Origin of the sequence: Sphingomonas ginkgonis, assembly GCF_003970925.1 — a bacterium.
GTDB lineage: Bacteria > Pseudomonadota > Alphaproteobacteria > Sphingomonadales > Sphingomonadaceae > Sphingomicrobium > Sphingomicrobium ginkgonis.
Map to the genome: position 1 here is coordinate 478,023 of NZ_RWJF01000001.1, position 19,610 is coordinate 497,632.

Below are 19,610 nucleotides of genomic sequence, written 5' to 3' on the forward strand. Positions count from 1 at the left end.
TCTAATCGGGCCCATGGCCGGCCCCATCATCTCCCCCTCGATCCTGTCCGCCGACTTCGCCAGGCTCGGCGAGGAGGTACGGGCGATCGACGCGGCGGGCGCCGACTGGATCCATGTCGACGTGATGGACGGGCATTTCGTCCCCAATTTGACGATCGGCCCGGCGGTGGTGAAGGCGCTTCGCCCGCACTCGGCCAAGCCGTTCGACGTCCACCTGATGATCTCGCCGGTGGATCCCTTCCTCGACGCTTTCGCCGAGGCCGGCGCCGACATCATCACCGTCCACTCCGAGGCCGGGCCGCACCTCCACCGCACGATCCAGCGGATCAAGGCCCTGGGCAAGAAGGCGGGGGTCAGCCTCAATCCGGCGACCCCGGCCAAGCTGCTCGACTATGTGCTGGAGGAGGTCGACCTCGTCCTGGTGATGAGCGTCAACCCGGGCTTCGGCGGGCAGAAGTTCATCGCCTCGCAGCTCCGCAAGATCGAGGCGATCCGCAAGTCGATCGACAAGCTCGGCAAGGACATCGTGCTGGAGGTCGACGGCGGAGTGGACGCGGCCAACGCGTCGCAGGTGATCGCCGCCGGCGCGACCGCGCTGGTCGCCGGGACGGCCGCCTTCCGCGGCGGCGCGGCGGCCTATGCCGACAACATCATGGCCTTGCGGGGCCAGGGGTGAGCGAGGGCGCGGCCGACCACGCCGTCGTCCGCAAGCTGGCGCTCGGCTCGCCGCTGCAGCGGCTGTTCGGCCGCGGCCGCCATCCGCTCCGTCTCCTCGGCGTTCCGCGCGACCATGTCGGCGGCGACAAGGCGCGGGGCGAGGCGCTGCTCGCGGGCAAGTTCATCCGCGGCAGCGACGTGATCGATCTCGAGGAGCTCGACTTCGCCCGGGTCGGCCTGCGCGGCGCCCTTGCGGAGGAGCTGCAGAGCTTCTCCTGGCTGCGCGATCTCTCCGCCGCGGCCGCGCGCGAGCGGGGCGCCCGGTTTGCGGAGGGGATCGCCGGGCGCTGGCTGATCGCGCACGGGACCAAGATTGACGAGGCCTGGCGGCCCGACCTGTGGGGCATGCGGGTGCTCTACTGGACCGCCTACGCCCCCTACATCCTCTCCAGCAACGACAGCGGCTACCGCTCGGCGCTGCTCAACACGCTGGCGCGGGGGGCGCGGCACCTCGACGCCAACGCCGACAAGGCCGATCCCGGCCTGCCGCGGATCACCGCCTGGGCCGGGCTGGTCGCGGCCGGGTTGCTGCTCCAAGGCGGGCTGGCGCGGGTGGCTCGGGGCGAGGCGGGACTGGTCCGTGCGCTCGCTTCGGCGCAGAGCGAGGACGGCGGCCTGCTCAGCCGCTCGCCGACCGAGCAGCTCCAGCTGGTGGATCGGCTCGGCCTGCTGCGCGCCGCCTATTTCGCCGCCAAGCAGGCGCTTCCCGACACGCTGGAGAGCGCCGCCGCCGCGGCCCTGTCGGCGCTTCACGGGGTCATCATGGGCGATGGCGCGCTGTCCTCCTGGCAGGGCGGTAACCCGGGCAAGCCGGAGCGGATCAGCGGGCTGATCGAGGGCTGCGGGCTGCGCGCGCGGCCGCTCCGCAATGCCAAGGGCTGGGGCTATCAGCGGCTGTCGGCGCTTGGGACCGTGCTGGTGATGGATGCCGCGCCGCCGCCACCGCCGAAGATGGCGCGTGCCGGCTCCGCTTCGACCCTCGCCTTCGAGCTCAGCGACGGCCGGCAGCGGCTGGTCATCAACTGCGGCGGACCGGGCGACCAGCCGACGCTTCTCGCCCCCGAACTGGTGGCCGCACTGCGCACCACCGCCGCCCACAGCACGCTGACCCTCGCCGACAGCAATTCGACCGCCATCCTTCCCGACAACAGCCTCGGCAAGGGCGTCGAGGAGGTGCCGGTTTCCCGCAGCGACGACGACGACTGCAGCCGGATCGAGGCGAGCCACGACGGCTATGTCCGCGGCTATGGCCTTGGCCACGCCCGCGCGCTGTCGCTCGGCAACGACGGCAAGGAGCTGCGCGGGCTCGACCGGCTCCAGCCCAAGGGCCGCAAGAAGATCAAGGAGGCGGTGCCGCTGGCGGTCCGCTTCCACCTCGCCCCGGATGTCGAGGCGACCCCGACTGCCGACGGGATGGGCGCGATCCTCCGGTCCCCGCACGCCCCCGCCTGGAATTTCCGCTGCCGCGGCGCCCAGCTCGGGATCGAGGAGAGCGTGATGATCGACGGCGCCGGCCAGCTGGTCGGCACCACCCAGCTGGTGATCGTCGGCGAGACCAGCAGCCTCGGCTGCGAGGTCGGCTGGCAGTTCCGGCGTTCAAGCTGAAGCCAAGGAGCCTTTTCGTGACCGATCTCGTGCCCGTCCGCCGGGCCCTTATTTCCCTGTCCGACAAGGGCGGGCTCGCCGAGCTCGCCGCCGGCCTCGCGCGCCACGGGGTGGACATCGTCTCGACCGGCGGGACGGCGACCCAGCTGCGGCAGGGCGGAGCGGCGGTCCGCGACATTGCCGACCTGACCGGCTTTCCCGAGATGATGGACGGGCGGGTCAAGACGCTCCACCCCAAGGTCCATGGCGGGCTGCTCGGGGTGCGCGACAATCCCGAGCATGCAGCGGCGATGGCCGAGCACGACATCGCCCCGATCGATCTCGTCATCGTCAACCTCTACCCGTTCGAGGCGACCGTCGCGCGCGGGGCGAGCCGCGACGAGGTGATCGAGAACATCGATATCGGCGGCCCGTCGATGGTCCGCTCGGCGGCCAAGAACCACGCCCATGTCGCGATCGTCACCGATCCGGCCGACTATGCCGAGCTGCTCGCCGAGCTGGACCGGAACGACGGCATGACGTCGCTCGCCTTCCGCCGCCGGCTGGCCGCCAAGGCCTATGCGCTGACCGCCGCCTACGACAGCGCGATCGCCGGCTGGTTCGCGCGCGCCGACCAGGGCGAGGCGTTCCCGCAGACTCGGACCATGGCGAGCCGGCTGGTCATGCCGCTCCGCTACGGCGAGAACCCGCACCAGAAGGCGGCGCTGTACCGCTCGCTCGGACCGGCGGTGGCCGGTGTCGCCCAGGCCGAGCAGGTGCAGGGCAAGGAGCTCAGCTACAACAATCTCAATGACGCCAATGCCGCGCTGGAGCTGGTCGCCGAGTTCCGCGACGGGCTGCCGACAGTGGTGATCGTCAAGCATGCCAATCCGTGCGGCGTGGCGAGCGGCGCGACGCTGCTGGAGGCGTGGCAGGCGGCGCTCGCCTGCGACAGCGTCTCGGCGTTCGGCGGGATCGTCGCCTGCAATCGCCCGCTCGACGGGCCGACCGCCGAAGCGATCGCCCAGATCTTCACCGAGGTGGTAGTGGCTCCGGGCGCGGACGAGGCGGCGAAGGCGGCGTTCAGCCGCAAGAAGAACCTCCGGCTGCTGCTGACCGACGGGCTGCCTGACCCGACGCGCGGCGGCCAGACGGTGACGGTGATCGCCGGCGGGGTACTGATCCAGGACCGCGACAATGGGCGGCTGACCGATGCCATGTTGAAGGTAGTGACCCGGCGCGAGCCGAGCGAGCAGGAGCTGAAGGACTGCCTGTTCGCCTGGACCGTCGCCAAGCACGTCAAGTCGAACGCGATCGTCTACGCCAGGGACGGCAGCACCGCCGGGGTCGGGGCGGGGCAGATGAACCGCCGCGATTCGGCGCGGATCGCCGCGGCCAAGGCGCGCGAGGCGGCCGAGACCAACGGGTGGGCCGAGCCGCGCACCGTCGGCTCCGCGGTTGCGTCCGACGCCTTCTTCCCCTTCGCGGACGGGCTGCTGGCGACGGTCGAGGCAGGGGCGACGGCGGTGATCCAGCCCGGCGGCTCGATCCGCGACGACGAGGTGATCGCGGCGGCGGATGCGGCGGGACTGGCGATGGTCTTCACCGGGATGCGGCATTTCCGGCACTGATCCTCGTCCCCGCCCCTTCAGGGGCGGGGATGGAGCGACGCAGTCGCGGGAGGGGCGGGGGCGAAGCCCTGACTTCTCCACCGAAGACTCCCCCACCCCCGGCCCCTCCCTGAAGGGGAGGGGAGCCCGCTAGATCACGTCGTCGGCGATCTGCGCCTTGGCCTGGTTCTCCTGCAGTTCCTCGATGTCGCGCTTGCGCATCCGGAACAGCTCGCGGTCCTCGGGGCCGAAGCCCTTGGTCCACAGCACCGCGCCGAACGCCGCGAGGATCAGCGGGATGGCGATGAACAGCTGCAGCCACTCGTTTAGGAAAAGGCGGAGCGGTATGCCCACCGCGAGACCGGCGGCGGTCGCCCAGATGATGTCCCAGCGCCACCCCGACACGCGGTCGCCGAGCACCCGGTAGAGCAGCCGCGACTTGGCCACCGAGGCGAAGGCCAGCGCGAGGCACAGCCCGATCGCCGGCCCGGTCGCCTGGTAGGGCTCGGGCCGTCCGAGCTTGCGCATCAGGATGATGAGCCCCGCGCCGAGTGCCGCTTCGAGCGCCAGCATGACCAGGCTGATCAGCATGTTGCGGTGCCGCTCGACATAGATGAGTGCGGCCTCGGACACGACCGCGGTCGCCGCGATCACCTCGGCGGCGAGGAGGAAGCCGAGCGTCGCGGTGCCGCCGGTGAAGCCCGAGCCGACCAGCCCCATCACCGCCCGGCCGGGAATGGCGAGCGACAGCGCAATCCCGGCCTGCGCGGCGATGATCCAGTAGCTGACCTGGCGGACCTGCTTGGCGACCGCCTTGAGGTCGCCCTCCGCGATGTTGCGGGCGATGACCGGGCCAAGCACCGGCTCGAAGCTGGTCTTGAGCTTGGCCGGCAGGGTCGCGACCTGCTGGGCGACATAGTAGATGCCGACGAACGCCGGGCTCATGAACAGACCGAGCACCGCCAGGTCGACGCGCCGGCTGGCCCACTCGACGGCGTCCGCGGCAGCAAGCGGGGAGTTGCGCCGCGCGGTCGCCCAGGCGCCGGCAAGATCGGGCTTCCAGCCGCGCGGCAGCCCGTAGCTCTTCACCAGCGGGATGAGCGCGGCGATCAGCGCCGCGACCATCGAGAAGACATAGGCGATGATCAGCCCGTCACGGGTCGAGACATAGGCCCAGATGAAGGCGACGATGCTGATCGTCCACGGCTCGACGATCGAACGGGCGCGGACGGTGGCGCCGACGTCGTTGCGATAGGCGAGCGCGGCCAGCGCAATGTCGGTCCAGCTGATCGCCAGCACCGTCACCGGCAGCAGCCAGTCGAGCCCGTAGACCGGGCTGTTGGGGAACATCGCCTGCGGGAACAGCCCGAGCACCACCATGCAGACGACCGAGCCGAGCGCCGCCACCAGCAGCGAATCGGCGACCACGCAGGCATGGTCCTTCTCGCTGTTGGCGAGCAGCTGCGCGAGCCCGCGGCGGAGGCCCAGCGCGGACAGCTGTGCAGCGAACTCGACCGTCAGCACCGCATAGGCGAAGCGGCCTAGCGCCTCGGCGCCGTAGATCCGCCCGGCGATGAACAGGAACGGCAGGCGGGCGGCGAGGCGGAGGATGAAGCCGAAGGCGTTGAGCCGGCCGCCGCGGGCCAGCGCGGCCATGTCGGCGTCGGGAGCCTTGGCCTCGGCCGCGGCCGGGCGTGGAGAATCGCTCAATGCGCGGCGCCCCAGTGCGCGCCCCAGCCGACTTCGACATCGAGCGGCACGTCGAGCGTCACGGCGGGCTCGGCGGCGGTCGCCATGACCTGCCGGACCACGGCCGCCGCTTCCTCCTCGCGGCCCTGCGGAACCTCGAGGACGAGTTCGTCGTGGACCTGCAGCAGCATCCTGACGTCGGCGAGGCCGGCGGCGGCGAGCGCCCCGTCCATCCGCGCCATCGCCCGCTTGATGATGTCGGCGCTGGTGCCCTGGATCGGCGCGTTGATCGCCGCCCGCTCGGCCCCGGCGCGGTGGCTCGGGTTCGACGCGCGGATGTTGGCGAAGTGGGTCTTGCGCCCGAACAGGGTGCGGGTGAAGCCATGCTCGCGGACGAAGGCGAGCGTCTCGCCGATGTAGGTCTGGATACCCGGGAACCGCTCGAAATAGCGGTCGATGATGAACTTGCCCTCTTCCTTGCTGATCCCGAGCCGGCCGGCGAGCCCCCAGCTCGAAATGCCGTAGAGGATCGCGAAATTGACCGTCTTGGCCTTGTTGCGGGCGTCGCGGTCGGCCGTCCCGAACAGCTCCTCGGCGGTCATCGAGTGGATGTCCGCGCCGTTCGCGAAGGCGTCCTTGAGCTGCGGCACGTCGGCCATGTGCGCGGCGAGCCGGAGCTCGATCTGGCTGTAGTCCGCGCTCATCAGGACATGGCCGGGCTCGGCGACGAAGGCGTCGCGGATCTTGCGCCCGAGCTCGGTGCGGATCGGGATGTTCTGGAGGTTGGGGTCGTTGGACGACAGCCGCCCGGTCTGCGCGCCAGACAGCGAGAAGCTGGTGTGGACGCGCCCGGTCTCCGGGTTGATCTGCGCCTGCAACGCCTCGGTGTAGGTGTTCCTGAGCTTGGTCAGCTGGCGCCAGTCGAGCACCAGCCGGGCACAGCTGACGCCCTCCGCGGCGAGCCGCTCGAGCTCGTTGACGTCGGTCGAATAGGCGCCGCTCTTGCCCTTGCGGCCGCCCTTCAGGCCCAGCCGCTCGTAGAGCACCTGGCCCAGCTGCTGCGGCGAGCCGATGGTGAAGGGGCCGCAGGCCGCCTCGTAGACCTGCTCCTCGAGCGCGGCGATCTCGGTCGAGAAGGTGGCCGAGAGGTCGGCGAGATAGTCGCGGTCGACCTTGACGCCGCGCCGCTCCATCCGCGCGATGGTCGGGACGAGCGGCCGGTCGACCAGCTCGTAGACCCGGGTCACCCGCTCCGCCGCCAGCCGCGGCTTTAGGCGCTGCCATAGGCGGAACGTCACGTCGGCGTCCTCGCCGGCGTATTCGGTGGCGCGGTCCAGCGGCACCTGGTCGAAGGTGCACTGGTTGCGACCGCTGCCGCAGACCTCCTTGAAGCTCAGGCACTGATGCTCGAAGTGGAGCTTGGCGAGCTCGTCCAGCCCGTGCGGGTTGCGTCCGGCGTCGAGGTCGAAGCTCATCACCAGCGTGTCGTCGAGCGGCGCCACCTCGACCCCGGCCTTGGCGAACATCGTCCAGTCGAACTTGAAGTTGTGCCCGACCTTGAGCACCGCCGGATCCTCGAGGAGCGGCTTCAGACGCTCCATCACCAGCGCCATCGGCAGCTGCTGCGGCGCCTCGCTCAGCAGGTCGCCGCCGCCATGGCCGACGGGAATGTAGCAGGCCTGGCCCGGGGCGGTCGCGAGGCTCACCCCGACCAGCTTCGCCACCACGCAGTCGATGCAGTCGGTCTCGGTGTCGAGCGCGACCACGCCGTTCGCGCGGGCCTCGGCGATCCAGCGGTCGAGCGTCGCTTCGTCGGTCACCGTCTCGTAGCGCGAGCGATCAAACGTGGTCGGCTCGGGCGGCGGCGGGGCGCTCGCCACCACCGGGTTCAGAACCACTGCTCCGCTGCGCTGGGCGCCGCCGTTGGCGCCGTTCCCGACCATCCGGTTCAACAGCGTCTTGAAGCCCTGGTCCTCGAGAAAGGCACGCAGCGGATCGGGCGGGATGCCGTCGAGCACCAGCTCGTCGAGCGGCTGCGGCAGCGGATGGTCGCAAACCAGCCGGACCAGCTCGCGGCTCAGCCGGGCGTTGCCGGCATGGTCGATCAGCGACTGCTTGAGCTTGGGCTTCTTGATCTCCTCGGTCGAGGCGAGGACCGTCTCAAGGTCGCCGTACTGCTGGACGAGCTGGGTCGCGGTCTTGGGGCCGATCCCCGGCACGCCGGGGACATTGTCGACGCTGTCGCCCATCAGCGCCAGCACGTCGCCGACCTTCTCGGGCGGGACGCCGAACTTGTCGTGGACCTCGGCGATGCCGATCCGGCGGTCGTTCATCGTGTCGAGCATGTCGACCACGCCGTCCTCGATCAGCTGCATCAGGTCCTTGTCGGAACTGACGATGGTGACCTTCCATCCCGCCTTCTTCGCCGCGGTGACGTAGCAGGCGATGATGTCGTCCGCCTCCAGCCCATTCTCCTCGATGCACGGCAGCGAGAAGGCGCGGGTGGCGGTGCGGATCAGCGGAAATTGCGGGACGAGATCCTCGGGCGGCGGCGGCCGGTGCGCCTTGTACTGGTCGTACAGCTGGTTGCGGAAGGTCGACTCCGACGCATCGAGGATCACCGCCATGTGGGTCGGTCCCTCGGCCTTGGCCAGCCCGTCGGCCAGCTTCCACAGCATGGCGGTGTAACCGTAGACGGCGCCGGCCGGCTGGCCATGGCGGTTCGTCAGCGGCGGCAGCCGGTGGTAGGCGCGGAAGATGTAGCTCGACCCGTCGACGAGGTAGAGGTGGGGCTGGGCGTCAGGCATGAAGCGGCCGATGTAGCGATCCTTCGCCGCGCTTGCCAGCATGGAGGGATTCAGGGGGCTGGCGCACGCGTGCCCGGCCTTGATCGCCGGCCTCGGGCCCGCGGCGGTTCGGCTGCTGGTCCCTCCCGCGCTGAGCCTGTTCCGGGACAGAGTGGTCGCCAGCCGCTGGGCGCCGGTCTGACGGAAGCCGCACACTTGCCATGACCGGGCTCCGTCATTCGGATCAGCGACCGGCGGGTCGAGTGTCGATCAGGTACCATTTTGACGGCGGGAAGGCGCTCGATCGATAGACGACCCGCCACGCTCCCGACCGCACCTTCCCGACGATCAGCGCGTCGAGCCGGCGGTGCGGCAGGGGTCGACCCTGGTTGAAGATCCGCTCGTGCAGTTCCAGCACCGCGAGCTGCCGCTGGTAGAAGATGTACGGTGGCGGCGCGGAGATCAGTCCCTGCTCGATTTCGCGGATCTGGGTGGCCGTGGAGGTGTCGAAAAAGGTCTGGACGACGCCGTGCCACAGCGGGATCCGGCAGTAATAATTGGCGAAGGAATAGGGCAGCGAGAGCATCGCTTGCCCGGGCCGAACGGTCCGGCAGACTGGCTCGACCAGCTCCAGCACCGGCCGAGGCAAGTAATGCGGCCCATTCCGCGCATCGTTCGCCAGGACTTCGCTGGAGAGCAGGGGTGGGAGTTGGTAGGTTAGCCAGCTGAAGGGGTTGTCGACGCGGTAGCTTAACCCGCTCGCCGCCATCAGCGCCAGCAGCGCCGACCAGCCGGCCCCATAGGCGGGATCGGCCGGCCGCAGCGCCAGGGTCGCCGGAACCAGCGCCACCGCGAGAGGAAAGTAGAGCCCGTGGAAATCGCCGCCGGTGCTGAGCCCGCCGGTCAGGAACAGCAGCACGGCGTAGGACAGCAGCAGCAGCGCGGCGCCGGTAGGCCAGGACGGGCGGGGCCGCAGCGTCGCCGCCGCGAGCCCGGCCAGGAACCCCGCGAGGCACAGGAGAAATCCGCCGGCGAGCAGCGGGACGAACGGGTCGGGCGGATAGGCGATCAGCAGCACGAACCAGAACAGCCCGGCGACGAGCACCGCGACCTGCGCCGCGCGGCGCGAGCCCGCCCGGCGCACCGCCGCCCGCAGCAAGCCGCCGAGCAGGACACAGGCGAGCCCGCCGAGAAGCAGTGGCTTGAGCCGGTGCGGCAGGAGGAAGCGGGCGGCGCTGTCGAGCAGCCGCGGCGGAGTCAGCAGAAGCGAGCCGCCGCCCTTGGCCGAGGAAGCCTGGCGGATGGTCAGGTCGAACCAGGTCGCCGGGGTCTCGTCGACCAGCAGCAGGCACAGCAGAAGCACCCCGGCGAACCCGGCGAGTCCCAGCAGGACGGAGCGCAGCAGCCGCGTCGACCATCCCTGCCGAACCACCAGGATCACCGCGACCGCGCCGCCGACCGCCAGCCCCTCGTTGATCCGGGTGAGCAGCGCCAGCGCGGTAAGCGCCCCCTGCGCCAGCGCGAATCCGCGCTCGCCGATCTCGTCATGGAGGAAGCGCAGGGACAGCAGCAGCGACGCCAGCACCAGCGTCTCGGCCAGCGCATGATAGTCGTCGAAGCGCGACGCTTCGAAGTGGATGGCAGTGAAGAAGAGCGCGAGGGTGAGGATCGCCGCCTGCAGCGGGGAGCGGCTGACCCGGCGCGCGATCGCGGCGATCAGCCAGACTTCCGCCAGCAAAACGGCGACGAACGGCAGCTTCTGCCCGTACAGCCCCGCCGGAAGCCAGTTCGCCGCCGCCTCGGCGACCAGCGGGAACAGGGGCTGCTGGTGGAGCTCGAGGTCGGAGTAGATCCGCCGCCCCGCGGCCATCTGCTCGCCATAGAGCATCCAGGTGCCGTCTCCGGGACCCACCACGAGCAGCAGGCAGAGCAGGCCGAAGGCGACGCAGAGCAGCGGCGCGAGCCAGGCGAGCGTCGCCCACAGCCGCGACAAACCGCCTGTCCCGGTCGCCGCCGGCGCTTGTTCGACCCCCATGACGCCAACCTGTCCGACTTTCCGCGCCGGTGCAAACGCGCGCCGGCCGACGCTTTGCGCTTGCTCTCGCCGCGTAAAGGCCGTCAGTGGCGCCATGGCTGAGAAGTTCGAACGTCACAAACAGGCCTGGACGCCCGAGGAGCTGGACAAGCTCAGGCGGCTGGCGGCCAAGGGCATGGGGCTGAAGGCGATCGCCAAGGCGCTGACCCGAAGCGAGGAGTCGACCCAGGCGCGGGCCAAGCAGGACGGGATCAAGATCGCCAAGCTGCGCTGATCCCGGCGCCCCTGCGCCGCGCCGGCCGGACCGCCGGTCGCAACCAACGACCACCGGAGGCGCTTACCCCTTCAGGTGACGGCAGAGGGACCATGCTGGACGGCAGCGGCAGCGAACGAAAGACGGACCGGGCGGAGGCGTTCAGCGACGCGGTGTTGGCGATCGCCATCACCCTCCCCGTGCTCGACCTCCACCTGCCCGAGCCGTCCCGCGGCACGCTGAAGGACCAGTTCCTCGAGCTCGGCCCGCAGTTCCTGGCCTACGCGATGAGCTTCGTCGTGATCGGCGTCTACTGGGCCTATTCGCACTTCAGCGGCAAGCTGTGGCGCAAGACCGATCATTTCTTCAATCTGCTGACCCTGCTGTTCCTCGGCACGGTCAGCATCACGCCCTTCCCGGCGCGGCCGTTCATCGACCATCTCGGCGACCCGGCGAACGCGGCGACCGGGGCGATCGTCTACGCCTGGGTGCTGACCTTTCCCGCGCTGGTCTGGCTGGTCCGCTGGTTCTACGGCTCGACCCGCGGCCTGCTCGACCCCCGTCTCGACCACGGTTTCGTCCGGCGGACGAGCATCAAATACGGCCTGACCACGCTGTGCTGCCTGACCGGCGCGATCGTCGCCACCGTCGCCGAGTGGCGGGTCGGGATCGCGCTCGTCGCCGCCGCCACGCTCGTCTACCTGCTCCCGCCGATGGCCCCGACCTACAAGCCGGGCGAGGAGCCGGGCAGCGATATCGAGGAAGCGGACGAGCCGAACTGAGCGCCGCCGCTAGGGTACCAGCACCGTGTCGACGGCTTCGGGAAGCGTGCGGGGGTAGTCGAGAACGTAGTGGAGGCCGCGGCTCTCGTGGCGGCTGAGGGCCGAGCGGATGATGAGGTCGGCGACCTCGACCAGGTTGCGCAGCTCGATCAGGTCGGGCGTCACGCGGAAATGGGCGTAATAGTCGCGCACTTCCTGCCGCAGCATGTCGATGCGGTGCTTGGCCCGCTCGAGCCGCTTGGTGGTGCGGACGATCCCGACGAAGTTCCACATGAAGCGGCGGATCTCGCCCCAGCACTGCTGGATGACGACCTCCTCGTCGCTGTTGGTGACCCGGCTTTCGTCCCACTCGCGGATCGCCGGCACCGCCGGAAGCGAATCCCAGTGCGCGTCGATGTGCTGCGCGGCCGCCTCGCCGAAGACGAGGCACTCGAGCAGCGAGTTGGAGGCGAGCCGGTTGGCCCCGTGAAGCCCCGACTGGGTCACCTCGCCCGCGGCGTAGAGCCCGGGCGCGTCGGTGCAGCCGTGCGGGTCCACCAGCACCCCGCCGCAGGTATAGTGCTGGGCCGGGACGACGGGGATCGGCTGGCGGGTGATGTCGATGCCCAGCCCCATCAGCTTGTCGTAGATGTTGGGGAAGTGGCCGCGGACGAAGTCGGGCTCGCGGTGGCTGATGTCGAGGTGGACATAGTCGAGCCCGAGCCGCTTGATCTCGTGGTCGATGGCGCGGGCGACCACGTCGCGCGGGGCGAGCTCGGCCCGCTCGTCGAAGCGCGGCATGAAGCGCTCGCCGGTGGTCGGGAGCTTGAGCTGGCCGCCTTCGCCGCGGACCGCCTCGGTGATCAGGAAGTTCTTGACTGCAAGATTGTAGAGGCAGGTCGGATGGAACTGCATCATCTCCATGTTGGAGACCCGGCAGCCCGCCCGCCACGCCATGGCGATGCCGTCGCCGGTCGCCCCGCGCGGAGCGGTCGAATAGAGATAGGCGCGCCCCGCTCCGCCGCTGGCGAGGATCGTCGCGCGGGCGGTCAGCGTCTCCACCCGGCGGGTCTTGCGGTTGTAGGCGTAGAGGCCGTGCACCGCGCCGCTGGTCGAGAAGCTCGTCGCATGGCGCCCGGTGACGAGGTCGATCGCGACCATGTCGGGAACCAGCGTGATGTTCGGGTGGGCGACCGCCGCCTTTTCGAGCGCCTGCTGGACGGCATGGCCGGTGGCGTCGGCGACATGGACGATCCGGCGGTGGCTGTGCCCGCCCTCGCGGGTCAGGTGGAGCGCGCCGGCCTCCTCGGCGAAGGGAACGCCGAGCTCGATCAGCCGCTGGATCGCGGCCGGCGCCTCGCCGACCACCTGCTCGACCACGCCCAAGTTGTTGAGCCCGGCGCCGGCGATCATCGTGTCGCGGACGTGCGCCTCGAAACTGTCGCCTTCCTCGAGCACCGCGGCGATCCCGCCCTGCGCCCAGCCAGTCGCGCCCTCGCCGAGCGCGCCCTTGGCAATCACTCCGACGCGCCGGTTGGGGGCGAGGTTCAGGGCGGCGGTGAGGCCAGCCGCGCCGCTGCCGACGATGAGGACGTCGAAGTCGAGGCTCACGCCGCCTCGCCCCGCGTGAGCTCGAGGAACACGTCCTCGAGGTCGGGATCGCGGGTCGAGACGTCGACGATCTGCAGCCCGGCGCCGGTCAGCGCGGCGAGCACCTCGCCGGCGTTGACCCGGTCCTTGGCGTAGGTGATCGCCACCTGTCGCTCGCCGAGCAGCTCGATCTTGTCGAAGCAGCGGTTCTCGGGGACCTGCGTGAGATCGCGGTCGACCGTCACCACCACATTCTTGGACTGGGCGCGGCCGACCAGCTCGCGAGTCGGCTCGTTGGCGACGACCCGGCCGTGGTTGATGATGGCGATCCGGTCGCAGAGCTGCTCGGCTTCCTCGAGGTAGTGGGTGGTGAGGACAACCGTCACCCCCTCCTGGTTGAGCCGCTTCACATAGTCCCACAGCTGCTGGCGGAGCTCGATGTCGACCCCGGCGGTGGGCTCGTCGAGGACGAGGATCGGCGGGGAATGGACCATCGCCTTGGCCACCAGCAGCCGGCGTTTCATGCCGCCCGACAGGGTCCGGGCGTAGGCGTTGGCCTTGTCGGTGAGGTGCATCGCGGCAAGCAGCGCGTCGCTCTGCCGCTCGGCCTTGGGGACGCCGTAGAGCCCGGCCTGGATCTCCAGCGCCTCGCGCGGGGTGAAGAAGGGGTCAAAGAGGATTTCCTGCGGGACGATGCCGATCGACAGCTTGGCGTTGCGCGGGTGCTGGTCGATGTCGAAGCCCCAGATCGAGACCTTGCCCTCGGTCTTCATGACCAGCCCGGCCATGATGTTGATCATCGTCGACTTGCCCGCGCCGTTGGGGCCGAGCAGCCCGAAGATGCGTCCGCGCGGGATCTCCAGGTTGATGTCGTCGAGCGCGCGCTTCACCGGCGCGCCCTTGCTCGTGTAGGTCTTGCCGAGGCCCTCGATGCGGATGGCGGCGCTGTCGCTGGTCATGGGGCAAGCGCATAGCGAGCGCCGCCAGCGCGCGCAAAGGCGGAAGGCTTACCGCGGTGTTAACCCTGATCGGTAGGGTGGATTTGAGCTTAACCAGCTTAAGCAAAGCGCCGCATGCGTCTCTCCCTGCCTTTTGCGTTCGTCGCCGCCTCGCTGCTGTCCGCCGCGAGCCCCGCGACGGCGGCCCGGGTCGCCGCCAACCCGCCGGCGACCGCCAACGCGCTGCTGATCAAGCCGCTCACCTTCTTCAAGCTCGACGACATGGACTTCGCCATGCTCGCCGCGCCGGCGGCGGGGACCGCGGTCATCGACCCCAACAGCAACACGATGACGACGACCGGCGGGGTGGTCGCGGTCAGCGGGACTCCGCACGCGGCGCAGTTCCAGGGCGCGACCGTCTCCAGCTCGGTGGTCAACATCAAGGTTCCGGTCGGCTCGGTCACCCTCACCCGCCAGGGCGGGACCGAGACGATGACGGTCAGCAACTTCACCGTCGAGGGCACCAGCAAGCGCGTGCTGGCGGCGCGGCAGGTCTTCACCTTCCGGGTGGGGGGCACGCTCAACGTCGCCGCCAACCAGGTCGAGGGGCTCTACAGCGGGACGTTCGACGTCACCGTCCAATATCCCTGACGCGGCCGCGTTGAAGCGCGGGGCCCGAACCGCTACTTGAGCGGGATGGATATCCCGCCGCCCGAAACCATCATCGTCCGCACCAACGTCGTCGCCTGCGACGGCGCGGGGGAGATCAGCCCCGCGCTCGGCCACCCGCGGGTCTATCTCCGCATCGACGAGAAGGGTTTCGTCGAATGCGGCTATTGCGACCGCCGCTACGTGCTGGCGGGCGGGCCCGCCGACTCCGGCTCGGCCGAAGCCGCGTGAGCGCCGCCGACCCGCGCGGCTTCCTCTACCGCACGCTCGATCCCGCCGAGGCGCAGCGGCTCGCCGCCCGCCACCTCGAGCGGCACGACGACGGCGAGCTCTACCTCCAGTACCGCGTCAGCGAGGCCTTCGGGTTCGACGACGGCCGGCTGAAGACCGCCGACTACAACAGCGGCTCGGGGTTCGGGCTGCGCGGCGTGTCGGGCGAGACCACCGCCTTCTCCCACGCCAGCGAGATCAGCGCTGCGGCGATCGAGCGGGCGGCGGCAACGCTCCAGCTGCTCGACCCCGCCAAGGGCGCGGCCGCGCCGCCGCCGCCGCGGACCAACCAGGCGATGTACGGCGCCGCCGACCCGCTCTCGGCCATCCCGTTCGCCGACAAGGTTGCGCTGTGCCAGCAGATCGACGCCGCGGCCCGCGCCCGCGACCCGCGCGTGGCGCAGGTCAGCGTGACGCTCACCGGCAGCTGGAGCGTGGTCGAGATCGTCCGCGCCGACGGCTTCGTCGCCACCGACGTCCGCCCGCTGGTGCGGCTCAGCGTCTCGATCGTCGCCAAGCAGGGCGACCGGCGCGAGACCGGCTTCCACGGGCTCGGCGGGCGCTACCTCTACGACCAGCTGTTCGAGCCGGTGACCTGGAACCGGGCGATCGACGTCGCGCTGGCGCAGGCGCTGGTAAACCTCGAGAGCGTCGCCGCGCCGGCGGGCGAGATGACGGTCGTCTGCGGTCCCGGCTGGCCCGGGGTCCTGCTCCACGAGGCGGTCGGGCACGGGCTGGAGGGCGACTTCAACCGCAAGAAGACCAGCGCCTTCTCCGGCCGGCTCGGCGAGCGGGTCGCCGCGCCCGGCGTGACGGTGATCGACGAAGGCGCGATCCACGACCGCCGCGGCTCGCTGACCATCGACGACGAGGGCACGCCGACCGGGCGCACCGTGCTGATCGAGGACGGGATCCTCAAGGGCTATCTGCAGGACCGGCTGAATGCCCGGCTGATGGGCATGGCACCGACCGGGAACGGCCGCCGCGAGAGCTTCGCGCATGCGCCGATGCCGCGGATGACCAACACCTTCATGCTCGGCGGGAGCGACGATCCCGAGGAACTGGTCGCGCGCGTGCCGAACGGCATCTACGCCAAGAGCTTCGGCGGCGGCCAGGTCGACATCACCAGCGGCAAGTTCGTCTTCTCCTGCACCGAGGCCTACCGGATCCGCGGCGGCAAGCTCGCCGAGCCGGTCAAGGGCGCGACCCTGATCGGCGACGGACCGAGCGTGCTGACCCGGGTCAAGGGCATCGGCAACGACCTCGCGCTCGACGAGGGGGTCGGCATCTGCGGCAAGGGCGGCCAGTCGGTTCCCGCCGGGGTCGGCCAGCCGACCCTGCTGGTCGAGGGGCTGACGGTCGGCGGGACCGCCGCTTGATCCTTCCCGAGGGCGTTCCGCCGGACTGGGCGGAGCAGCTCCTGACCTTCTGGTTCGGCCTCTCGGACGAGCAGCACTGGAGCGGCGATCCCGAGCTCGACGCCGAGATCAGGGCGCGGTTCGAGGGTTGGTGGACGGCGCTTCGCCAGCAGCCGGCGGAGGAGTTCCTGGCCACGCCCGACCAGGCACTCGCCGGCGCGATCCTGTTCGACCAGCTGCCGCGCAACATGTTCCGCGGCCACGCCGAGCAGTTCTCGACCGACCTGCTGGCGCGGGCGATCGCCGCCGGCGCGGTCGACCACGGGCTGGACGAGCGGCTCGCGCCCGAGCGGCGGACCTTCCTCTACATGCCGTTCGAGCATAGCGAGAAGCGCGACGACCAGCGCCGTTCGCTGCTGCTGTTCGCCCGGCTCGGCGAACCGCGGCAGCTCGACTATGCCCGGCGCCACCGCGACATTGTCGAGCGGTTCGGCCGCTTCCCCCATCGCAATGTGATGCTTGGCCGCGTGCCGACCGAGGAGGAGCGGGCGGCGGGCAGCCCTGAGCCATTCTGATGGCACTGGTCGAGCTCGCCCGCTTTCCCTCGCAGATCGAGGCGGACCTCGCCCGGCTCGCGCTCGAGTCGGCGATGATCGACGTGGTGCTGTTCGACGAGGGAATGGCGGGGTTCTACGGGCCGGCGGGGCTGATCCCGGTGCGGCTGATGGTGCTGGACGAGGATCTCGACCTCGCCCGCTCCGTGCTCAGAGAAGGTGGCTTACCGGGGCCAGGCTGAAGCCGGCGCCCTCGGCGCAGCGCTCCAGCTCGTCGCGCGCCACCCCGTCTTCCGAGCGGGCGACCGCCCAGGCGAGGGTCGAGCGGTTGCCCGAGCGGCAGAAGGCGAGCAGCTTGCCCTCGCCCGCCGAATGGATCGCCTCGCGCATCTGCTCGACATCGGTCGGGCCCATGCCGCGGGCGATCGGAACGTGGCGATATTCCAGGCCCGCCGCCCGCGCCGCCTCCTCGAGGTCGGCGCTGAGCGGCTGGCCCGGGTCTTCGTTGTCCGGCCGGTTGTTGACGATCAGGGTCACTCCGAGTCGCTGGGCCTCGGCCATGTCGGCGGGCGCGATCTGCCCGCTGACCATCGTCTTCTCGTCGAGCTGCCGGAACATGACTCCTTATCGCGCGGCTGTGGTCGGTCCCGCAAGCCCCCGGAACTCGAGCATCGGCTGGAGGCTCGGGTCATGCCCGGCGAAGTCGCGGTACATGGTGACGAGGTCCATCGTGTTGCCGCGGCTCAGCACCATATCGCGGAAGCGCTGGCCGTTGGCGCGGGTCAGGCCGCCGTGCGCCTGGAACCAGGCGAAGGCGTCATGGTCGAGCATCTCGGTCCACGCATAGGCGTAGTAGCCGGCCGAATAGCCGTTGCTCCAGATGTGGAGGAAATAGGGCGAGCGGTAGCGCGGCGGGACGAGGTCGGTCGCGAAGCCGCTCCTGGCCAGCGCGTCGGCCTCGAACCGGTCGGCGTTCTGCAGCGGCGCGCTCGCCGGCAGCGAGTGCCAGGCCAGGTCCATCCGCGCCGCGGTCACCGCCTCGCCAAGCGCATAGCCCTGGTTGAAGGTGCGCGACTTCTTGATCTTGTCGATGAGGTCTTGCGGGAGCGCCTGCCCGGTCTGGTAGTGGACCGCATAGTGCGGCAGCACCTTGGGATCGAGCGCCCAGTTCTCGTTGAACTGCGAGGGGAACTCGACGAAGTCGCGGGCGACGTTGGTGCCCGACAGGGTCGGATAGGTCTGCGCCGCGAACAGGCCGTGCAGCGCATGGCCGAACTCGTGGAACATGGTCGTCACGTCGTCGAAGCTGATCAGCGCGGGCTTGCCCGGCGCCGGCTTGGTGAAGTTGGCGACATTGTAGATGACCGGCCGGGTCCCGCGCAGGTCGCTCTGCTGGACGAGGTTGGACATCCACGCCCCGCCCGACTTGTTATCGCGCTTCCAATAATCGAAGTACATGAGCCCGAGCGGCTTCCCGCTCTCCTCGAACACCTCGTAGACCATCATGTCCGGGTTCCAGGTCGGGATGTCGGTCCGCGCCTTGAAGGTCAGCCCGTAGAGCTGGTTGGCGGCGTAGAAGACGCCGTCGGTCAGCACCTTGTGGATCTCGAAATAGGGCTTCAGCGCCGAATCATCGAGCGCGTAGCGCTGCGCCCGGACCTTCTCGGCATAATAGTCCCAGTCCCACGGCTGGGCGGTAAAGTTGCCGCCCTCGGCCTTGATCATGGCGTCGAGGTCGGCGTGCTCGGCGCGTTCCTTGGCGGCGGTCGCCGGGGCGAGCCCCTCGACGAAGCCGATCGCCTTCTCGGGCGTCTTCGCCATCTGGTCGGTGAGCTTGTAGGCGGCCCAGCTCGGGAAGCCGAGCAGCGCCGCCTTCTGCGCGCGGAGCTGGGCGATCTGCGCGATCATCGCGCGGGTGTCGTTGGCATCGCCGTGCGATGCGCGGTCGATCGACGCCTTGTAGATCGCTTCGCGGGTCGCGCGATTGGTCAGCGAGGAGAGCAGCGGCTGCTGCGTCGTGTTCTGCAGCGGGATGACATAGCCCTGCATCCCGCGCGCCTTGGCCGCCTCGGCCGCGGCGGCGAGCTGGTCGTCGCCGAGCCCGGCCAGCGCGGCGCGGTCGGTGGTATGGTAGGCGCCCGCCTTGGCGGCGGCGAGCAGGGTCTGGGTATATTTGCTCTCGAGCGTGCCGAGGCGGAGGTTGAGCGCCTTCAGCTGCGCCTGCTTGGCGGGCGACAGCTTGGCGCCGGCCTGGATGAACTGGTCGTACTGGACCTGCAGCAGCCGCGCCTGCTCGGGGTTGAGCCCGAGGCTCGCCCGCCTGGCGTAGAGCGTCTGCACGCGCTGGAACAGCTTGGGGTTGAGATAGATGAAGTCGCGGTGCGCGGCGAGCAGCGGCGCGGTGTGGGTGTCGACCGCCTGCAGCGCGTCGTCGGTGTTGGCGCCCGACACGGCGGAGAAGGCGAGCTGGGTCCGCTCGAGCAGCGCGCCCGACCGCTCCATCGCCACCAGCGTGTTGGCAAAGGTCGGCGGTGCGGGGTTGTTGGCGATGGCGAGCACCTCGCGGCGCTGCTCGGCGATGCCCGCGCGGATCGCCGGCTCATAGTCGCCGTCCCTGATCTGGTCGAAGCGCGGCGCCTCGTAGGGAAGGCTGCTCGTCTTTGCGAAGGGATTGCTTGCGGGCAGGCCGGCCGAGCTGCCGGCGAGGGCGGGGACGACGGCTTGAGCGGGGGCGGCCAGCGCCACCAGCGCGGCACCGAGCAACAGGGTACGGGTCATGAACACTCCGACGATGAC

Annotated in this window: 18 protein-coding genes; 11 read left to right on the top strand and 7 right to left on the bottom strand. The window is 70.2% G+C overall.

Translation table 11 applies throughout. The features are described from left to right. Positions 1–13: 13 nt before the first annotated feature. From rpe to purH, 3 genes are read left to right on the top strand one after another with little or no spacing between them, the layout of a single operon-like run. Positions 14–676 carry a ribulose-phosphate 3-epimerase gene (gene rpe / locus HMF7854_RS02385; RefSeq protein WP_126717639.1) on the top strand — a complete coding sequence of 221 codons (663 nt, stop codon included), beginning with the start codon at positions 14–16 and terminating at the stop codon, positions 674–676. Continuing rightward, on the top strand, positions 673–2,322 hold the full coding sequence (locus HMF7854_RS02390) for a heparinase II/III family protein (protein ID WP_126717640.1): 1,650 nt from the start codon (positions 673–675) through the stop codon (positions 2,320–2,322). Before rpe ends, HMF7854_RS02390 begins: the two co-directional genes overlap by 4 nt. 17 nt (positions 2,323–2,339) lie before the next feature. Next, a complete protein-coding gene (gene purH, locus HMF7854_RS02395; protein WP_126717641.1) occupies positions 2,340–3,932 on the top strand; it encodes a bifunctional phosphoribosylaminoimidazolecarboxamide formyltransferase/IMP cyclohydrolase in 1,593 nt (530 codons plus the stop codon). Between the two features lie 129 nt (positions 3,933–4,061). On the opposite strand, the gene HMF7854_RS02400 is transcribed toward purH, so the two are convergent. Next, positions 4,062–5,567, bottom strand: a complete 1,506-nt coding sequence (locus HMF7854_RS02400; protein ID WP_126720019.1) for a lipopolysaccharide biosynthesis protein — start codon at positions 5,565–5,567, stop codon at positions 4,062–4,064. 50 nt (positions 5,568–5,617) lie between these two features. Next, the gene (gene polA, locus HMF7854_RS02405) at positions 5,618–8,449 is read right to left on the bottom strand and encodes a DNA polymerase I (RefSeq protein ID WP_239016803.1); all 2,832 of its coding nucleotides are present in this window, start codon (positions 8,447–8,449) and stop codon (positions 5,618–5,620) included. On the opposite strand from polA, the gene HMF7854_RS15645 reads away from it, so the two are divergent. Further along, complete coding sequence (locus tag HMF7854_RS15645) at positions 8,448–8,588, top strand: hypothetical protein (RefSeq protein WP_185829127.1); 141 nt, start codon at positions 8,448–8,450, stop codon at positions 8,586–8,588. The two genes, polA and HMF7854_RS15645, sit on opposite strands and share 2 nt — an antisense overlap. A gap of 42 nt (positions 8,589–8,630) precedes the next feature. On the opposite strand, the gene HMF7854_RS02410 is transcribed toward HMF7854_RS15645, so the two are convergent. After that, on the bottom strand, positions 8,631–10,421 hold the full coding sequence (locus HMF7854_RS02410; RefSeq protein ID WP_126717642.1) for a hypothetical protein: 1,791 nt from the start codon (positions 10,419–10,421) through the stop codon (positions 8,631–8,633). Between the two features lie 94 nt (positions 10,422–10,515). On the opposite strand from HMF7854_RS02410, the gene HMF7854_RS02415 reads away from it, so the two are divergent. Both HMF7854_RS02415 and HMF7854_RS02420 read left to right on the top strand, forming a co-directional pair. Next, the gene (locus HMF7854_RS02415; RefSeq protein ID WP_126717643.1) at positions 10,516–10,695 is read left to right on the top strand and encodes a hypothetical protein; all 180 of its coding nucleotides are present in this window, start codon (positions 10,516–10,518) and stop codon (positions 10,693–10,695) included. A 92-nt stretch (positions 10,696–10,787) separates the two neighbouring features. After that, positions 10,788–11,456, top strand: a complete 669-nt coding sequence (locus HMF7854_RS02420; RefSeq protein WP_126717644.1) for a TMEM175 family protein — start codon at positions 10,788–10,790, stop codon at positions 11,454–11,456. Between the two features lie 9 nt (positions 11,457–11,465). Here HMF7854_RS02420 and nadB read toward each other — a convergent pair whose 3' ends face one another. Together nadB and HMF7854_RS02430 are read right to left on the bottom strand one after the other, a co-directional pair. Further along, on the bottom strand, positions 11,466–13,046 hold the full coding sequence (gene nadB, locus HMF7854_RS02425) for an L-aspartate oxidase (protein WP_126717645.1): 1,581 nt from the start codon (positions 13,044–13,046) through the stop codon (positions 11,466–11,468). Then, positions 13,043–13,984, bottom strand: coding sequence for an ABC transporter ATP-binding protein (locus tag HMF7854_RS02430; protein ID WP_126717646.1), 942 nt, complete (start codon positions 13,982–13,984; stop codon positions 13,043–13,045). The genes nadB and HMF7854_RS02430 overlap by 4 nt, the downstream gene beginning before the upstream one ends. Positions 13,985–14,098: 114 nt before the next feature. On the opposite strand from HMF7854_RS02430, the gene HMF7854_RS02435 reads away from it, so the two are divergent. The 5 genes from HMF7854_RS02435 to HMF7854_RS02455 are packed head-to-tail and all read left to right on the top strand — an operon-like array spanning position 14,099 to position 17,056. Beyond that, entirely contained in the window at positions 14,099–14,614 is a 516-nt protein-coding gene (locus HMF7854_RS02435) for a DUF4402 domain-containing protein (RefSeq protein ID WP_126717647.1), read from the top strand. 45 nt (positions 14,615–14,659) lie between these two features. Further along, on the top strand, positions 14,660–14,863 hold the full coding sequence (locus HMF7854_RS02440; RefSeq protein WP_126717648.1) for a zinc-finger domain-containing protein: 204 nt from the start codon (positions 14,660–14,662) through the stop codon (positions 14,861–14,863). After that, complete coding sequence (tldD, locus tag HMF7854_RS02445) at positions 14,860–16,281, top strand: metalloprotease TldD (protein ID WP_239016804.1); 1,422 nt, start codon at positions 14,860–14,862, stop codon at positions 16,279–16,281. Before HMF7854_RS02440 ends, tldD begins: the two co-directional genes overlap by 4 nt. Further along, positions 16,278–16,835 (top strand): DUF924 family protein, encoded by a 558-nt coding sequence (locus HMF7854_RS02450; protein WP_185829128.1) that lies wholly within the window; start codon positions 16,278–16,280, stop codon positions 16,833–16,835. Before tldD ends, HMF7854_RS02450 begins: the two co-directional genes overlap by 4 nt. Then, a complete protein-coding gene (locus tag HMF7854_RS02455) occupies positions 16,835–17,056 on the top strand; it encodes a putative signal transducing protein (protein WP_126717650.1) in 222 nt (73 codons plus the stop codon). Before HMF7854_RS02450 ends, HMF7854_RS02455 begins: the two co-directional genes overlap by 1 nt. Here HMF7854_RS02455 and HMF7854_RS02460 read toward each other — a convergent pair. Together HMF7854_RS02460 and HMF7854_RS02465 are read right to left on the bottom strand one after the other, a co-directional pair. Further along, positions 17,025–17,432, bottom strand: coding sequence for a TIGR01244 family sulfur transferase (locus tag HMF7854_RS02460; protein ID WP_126717651.1), 408 nt, complete (start codon positions 17,430–17,432; stop codon positions 17,025–17,027). The genes HMF7854_RS02455 and HMF7854_RS02460 overlap by 32 nt on opposite strands. Before the next feature lie 6 nt (positions 17,433–17,438). After that, the gene (locus tag HMF7854_RS02465) at positions 17,439–19,592 is read right to left on the bottom strand and encodes a M3 family metallopeptidase (RefSeq protein ID WP_126717652.1); all 2,154 of its coding nucleotides are present in this window, start codon (positions 19,590–19,592) and stop codon (positions 17,439–17,441) included. Positions 19,593–19,610: the final 18 nt, after the last annotated feature.

What these genes read in the sequence shown, in the direction of transcription:
- rpe (WP_126717639.1), top strand. Translation starts at nt 14, where the DNA reads ATGGCCGGCCCCATCATCTCCCCCTCGATCCTGTCCGCCGACTTCGCC.
- HMF7854_RS02400 (WP_126720019.1), bottom strand. Translation starts at nt 5,567, where the DNA reads ATGGCCGCGCTGGCCCGCGGCGGCCGGCTCAACGCCTTCGGCTTCATC.
- HMF7854_RS15645 (WP_185829127.1), top strand. Translation starts at nt 8,448, where the DNA reads ATGGAGGGATTCAGGGGGCTGGCGCACGCGTGCCCGGCCTTGATCGCC.
- polA (WP_239016803.1), bottom strand. Translation starts at nt 8,449, where the DNA reads ATGCTGGCAAGCGCGGCGAAGGATCGCTACATCGGCCGCTTCATGCCT.
- HMF7854_RS02410 (WP_126717642.1), bottom strand. Translation starts at nt 10,421, where the DNA reads ATGGGGGTCGAACAAGCGCCGGCGGCGACCGGGACAGGCGGTTTGTCG.
- HMF7854_RS02415 (WP_126717643.1), top strand. Translation starts at nt 10,516, where the DNA reads ATGGCTGAGAAGTTCGAACGTCACAAACAGGCCTGGACGCCCGAGGAG.
- HMF7854_RS02420 (WP_126717644.1), top strand. Translation starts at nt 10,788, where the DNA reads ATGCTGGACGGCAGCGGCAGCGAACGAAAGACGGACCGGGCGGAGGCG.
- HMF7854_RS02430 (WP_126717646.1), bottom strand. Translation starts at nt 13,984, where the DNA reads ATGACCAGCGACAGCGCCGCCATCCGCATCGAGGGCCTCGGCAAGACC.
- HMF7854_RS02435 (WP_126717647.1), top strand. Translation starts at nt 14,099, where the DNA reads ATGCGTCTCTCCCTGCCTTTTGCGTTCGTCGCCGCCTCGCTGCTGTCC.
- HMF7854_RS02440 (WP_126717648.1), top strand. Translation starts at nt 14,660, where the DNA reads ATGGATATCCCGCCGCCCGAAACCATCATCGTCCGCACCAACGTCGTC.
- HMF7854_RS02455 (WP_126717650.1), top strand. Translation starts at nt 16,835, where the DNA reads ATGGCACTGGTCGAGCTCGCCCGCTTTCCCTCGCAGATCGAGGCGGAC.
- HMF7854_RS02460 (WP_126717651.1), bottom strand. Translation starts at nt 17,432, where the DNA reads ATGTTCCGGCAGCTCGACGAGAAGACGATGGTCAGCGGGCAGATCGCG.
- HMF7854_RS02465 (WP_126717652.1), bottom strand. Translation starts at nt 19,592, where the DNA reads ATGACCCGTACCCTGTTGCTCGGTGCCGCGCTGGTGGCGCTGGCCGCC.